General features: G+C 40.4%; 4 protein-coding genes and 1 pseudogene. All 5 read right to left on the bottom strand.

Translation table 11 applies throughout. The features are described from left to right. Positions 1-963: relaxase/mobilization nuclease domain-containing protein (locus HHA42_RS13195; protein ID WP_168526843.1), on the bottom strand; the 963-nt coding region annotated here is incomplete at its 3' end. After that, positions 953-1,282: a plasmid mobilization relaxosome protein MobC gene (gene mobC, locus HHA42_RS13190; protein WP_168370252.1), complete on the bottom strand. Its 330-nt coding sequence runs from the start codon at positions 1,280-1,282 to the stop codon at positions 953-955. The genes mobC and HHA42_RS13195, both read right to left, overlap by 11 nt. A gap of 8 nt (positions 1,283-1,290) precedes the next feature. Further along, complete coding sequence (locus HHA42_RS13185; RefSeq protein WP_168370253.1) at positions 1,291-1,563, bottom strand: hypothetical protein; 273 nt, start codon at positions 1,561-1,563, stop codon at positions 1,291-1,293. Positions 1,564-2,572: 1,009 nt separating this feature from the next. Further along, positions 2,573-2,839 carry a hypothetical protein gene (locus tag HHA42_RS13180; protein WP_168370250.1) on the bottom strand — a complete coding sequence of 89 codons (267 nt, stop codon included), beginning with the start codon at positions 2,837-2,839 and terminating at the stop codon, positions 2,573-2,575. A gap of 127 nt (positions 2,840-2,966) precedes the next feature. Beyond that, positions 2,967-3,895, bottom strand: a pseudogene (locus HHA42_RS13175) (mobilization protein); the annotation flags it as partial.

Here is a 3,895-nt window from a genome sequence, read left to right as displayed (position 1 = left end):
GATTGCAGCAAGGCTTGATACTGGCTCAACTGCTTCTCGACCGTCTGGGCGTTTTTTTGAATGCTCTGGGCTATTTTCTCGTCCGACTGTTGGATAGCGGTCGCTGTGATATTGGCTCTTGTGTTCAAGCTGTCTCTGATACTCTGCGACGTTTGCTCGATACCGCTCAGAAGTTGTTCCTCTGTATTCTTCAATTCGTTGTTGTACTTCTTGTCGATATTCGCCAGTAGCTCTAAAGCCTTGCTCATAAATCTCGCCCTCTAAACGGATGGGACGTTTTGCGCCCTCATACGGGTTTTCAATGGATATGGAGTTTTTTACTTGTCGAGTGACATTGATTTGATTCGATTCAAGCCATTGCACCAATTCTTGCCGATCGGCAACTTCACCATTGGCAACCGCTCGGTAAACACGTTGATGTAACTGCGCTTTAAAATCCTTAATATCTTTGGGTAGATTCTTTTTATTTAAAAATAATTGGCGATGAGCAGGATCATCGGGGTCATACAGTGAATGTTCGGTATTGGTGATCTGCTTAAATAGATCGACGCGATCTAAATCGACTGGCGCATAGAATGGCTGTAGGCGTTTGCCTGTTGAAAGCTCAACATTAGGAATCACAAAATTAAGCTCAAGCCTTGTCTCACCTGTGTCCTGATTAACTTTGTCTTGGTGCTGTACCCATAAAATTTGATATTGGTCTTTTTCTAGGCCAGGGAATAAGCATTCCTCAAAATTTTGCATGATTTTCTGTTTATCCTGGTCAGATAAATCATGCTCATAAAAAGACAAACAACCACTGGTATATTTTTTGGCAAAAGGACTGCTATCAATCAGTTGTGCTGTCAGCTCTACATCGCCACTAAGCACTTGTGCATATTCACGCTCTCGATCTTCACCCAGTAAATAATCAAGACAACCTTTTGATAAGCCTGAACCGTGTCGAAAAAAATCAACGATCATCTGGACGTAACTCCCGAAGCTGCTGATCTATGGAAATCAACAAATGAAGTAACTTCACTTTGTCAAAAGTACCTACCCCTGCAATATCGGTATTCACTGCTTTAGCAATCTGATTCACATTGTTGCCAATCCGACCAAGCTCTAAAATTAATGCTCGCTCTGTCTTTGTATAAACTTGTTGTGGCTGCTCTTTACCTGCGACACGGTTTAAAGCAGACTCACGCAAAAAGCGGGCAATGTTGGTGACATTCCCCTCTCGTAGTTTTTCAAGCTCTGACTCAGACAAACGCACTTTATAAACACGGTCTCTTTTTTCCACGGCACACTTCACAATTGCGGAATACGGCAAATGACTCGAAATGCTTGGGTTAGCTGCACTGGGTCATAGTTCAATTTTTCACTTAAAACCGCAAAGTTCTTTTTCTCCATCTTGTAAAAAAGCCACTGGAGTTGCAGCAACCAATGCTCATGTTTTTGTAGTTCCGTATAAATATCTTGCAAATAAATCAAGTCACAACCTGATTCAGCAAATGTTTCCATTGCTGCAAAAGCAACATCACTCATTGCCTTTGTATCAAAGTTTTTTTGAATATCTATCATTTTATGAATCCTTGTTTTTGCTTTTGATTTGTAACGGCAAAACTGGAAAATCTCTGATTTTTCTGTTCTGCCGTTTCGGGGGTATCGGGGGTGAAGCCCCTGATCAAGGTCACAGCTTACCACTATTGAACGAAGTAAAATAGGGGTCGCTGTGTATCCTTGCTTATATAAAAATGGACAGAGTTGTTATATGAAAATTAAATCAAATGAAACAGTATATAAATACTAGAAGGTATTGGCATAGTTCTTGTAAAAAGCAATGTTCTTAATCTGCTCTTGTCCCCACCGTGCTTCGCTTTGCTCATCACGGGTGGTGAGCTAGAGCAGATTTTCGGTGATATTCACCCTACCTTCGCTAAAATTAGCTCAGGTATTTGAATATCACCGATATGCATCACGGTATGGAGCCGCTGTCGCTTTCAAATCGGTACAAAGTGAGATGCGCCCAGATCACTTCGCAAGAGAGTATTTATAGGGCTGAATCCCTATCCCGCACACGCCTTTCTCTCTCATTGGCTTGTTATCTCGGCGAGGGATTACCCAACATACCACTTAAACAATCGACCAACGTATTCCCTGCGTTCTTCCCCTAGTGCAATACATCAGATAAGGAAGCGGTTATAAACCTTTAGCCTTTGATGCCTGCCGTCGCTTGTCCACCTGCACATCAAAGCCACGAAAGATTAAGCCGACATATAAAGGTCGCACTTACTAACTTAATCTTTTGTACAGACGTAGTGAACGAACCAAAAAATGGTTTAAATGATGGACTTAGCAGCGATTAACGAAATTTTTTTACATTTTAGGTCTTGTGTCACATGCCAAAAGCCTTAGAATAGGGACTTGGCGGTTACATAAGCCTTTGTGTGAATATCTGTACGAGCTTCCAACTCTACTGATCTTTCGTTAAACGATGGTTCGAAGCATCATTTAACTGTAACGCCAACAAATTTAAGTCAAAAGCCCTTGTGAAAACAAGGGCTTTTGCATTTCAGTTACATAAAAATTTTTATTTTAGTTGGATTTCGTATACATCATTTTTAAGTTTATAGAATCTATACTCTGGATAAATTAAACCAATCACAAATAAAATAGAAAAACTAATCCAAAAGAATAGGGCCATCATTCTTACTTGCTTTTCATTCCAGCTTGCTTCCATATCTAAGAAAAATATACTTTTCCATCCCTTGATATAGCTAGCCCCACCCCATGAAATAATCCACTTACAAACTAAACTAAGGCTTAAATAAATTAATATCCATAGAGGAGTAGACATTCGTTATATTCCTAATGATGCTAGACATAAACTCTTATATTTCATAATTTTCCCCTATTTAATTTTTAGTAATTTATGGCGTTTATTTGATCATATTTTACTAAATACTAAAACTATTTCACCGACATTACATACCAAAATCCATCCCTCGATCTTGCTTAGGCAGAGGTTTCTCAATTTCTTTTTTCTGCTCTTTTATCTGGACGATATTTTTTTCAATATCTCGGATGTTGCGAGTAAATTCTGCTGAGCTTTGGCTACTTCTGACGAGACTGAACGCTGTACGGTTGAGATTCTCTCCAATGCTTCTTCGTTGTTGGCTGTAATCTGGCTCATCTCTCGAACTTTGCCATTGATCTGCTCGGTATAGCTCGCTGTACTGCGTTCTAGCTCGTGAAATTGCTTCTGTATTGTCGATAATGATTTCTGTGCTTGCTGTAAGCTCTGCTGATCGCTCTCGATTGCTTTTGATTGAGCTGACAAGGCTTGGATAATCTTGGTTTGCATTGTGTCTAAAGCTTGCTGTTGCTTCTGCAATTGCACTTGTTGTTGCAGTAATTGTTGCTGTTGTTCTTCGATGATTCTCAATAATTGTGTTTCTAATTCGGTCATCGCTTAATACCCCATTGGAATCATGTAGCCATTCTGCCATTCGCCTGCTTTCTTGTTGATCTGAATACATAGGCGCTGGGCTTTGCTGTCTGGTCGCTTGCAGGTACTGACCATCAAACTGCCCCCCGATCTGTTCAAATGGTCGACCCTCATTTGTTTCTCGTTGATTACGGTATTTAGAGTCTGCATCTCGCTGTACTTGTTTTTGGTGATGAGACCAAGCGAGAAAATCGCTATAAGCAAAATAACTGCTGCTGAAATCAGTCCCATATTCAAAATAGTAAGTTTTTTCTGTACGGCTTGATTCTGGGCTTGCTGTTCTTGGCTCTGTATCTGCTCGTTTAATTGCGTTAAATGGCTCAATTTCGATTGCAGCAAGGCTTGATACTGGCTCAACTGCTTCTCGACCGTCTGGGCGTTTTTTTGAATGCTCTGGGCTATTTT

Source organism: Acinetobacter sp. A3 (genome assembly GCF_012371415.1).
Taxonomy (GTDB): domain Bacteria; phylum Pseudomonadota; class Gammaproteobacteria; order Pseudomonadales; family Moraxellaceae; genus Acinetobacter.
The sequence above is the reverse complement of the archived record's forward strand: the minus strand, read 5'-3'. Positions and strand labels throughout refer to the sequence as shown.

Excerpts from the sequence above, each read along its gene's own strand:
- HHA42_RS13185 (WP_168370253.1), bottom strand. The coding sequence starts at position 1,563 with ATGATAGATATTCAAAAAAACTTTGATACAAAGGCAATGAGTGATGTT.
- HHA42_RS13180 (WP_168370250.1), bottom strand. The coding sequence starts at position 2,839 with ATGTCTACTCCTCTATGGATATTAATTTATTTAAGCCTTAGTTTAGTT.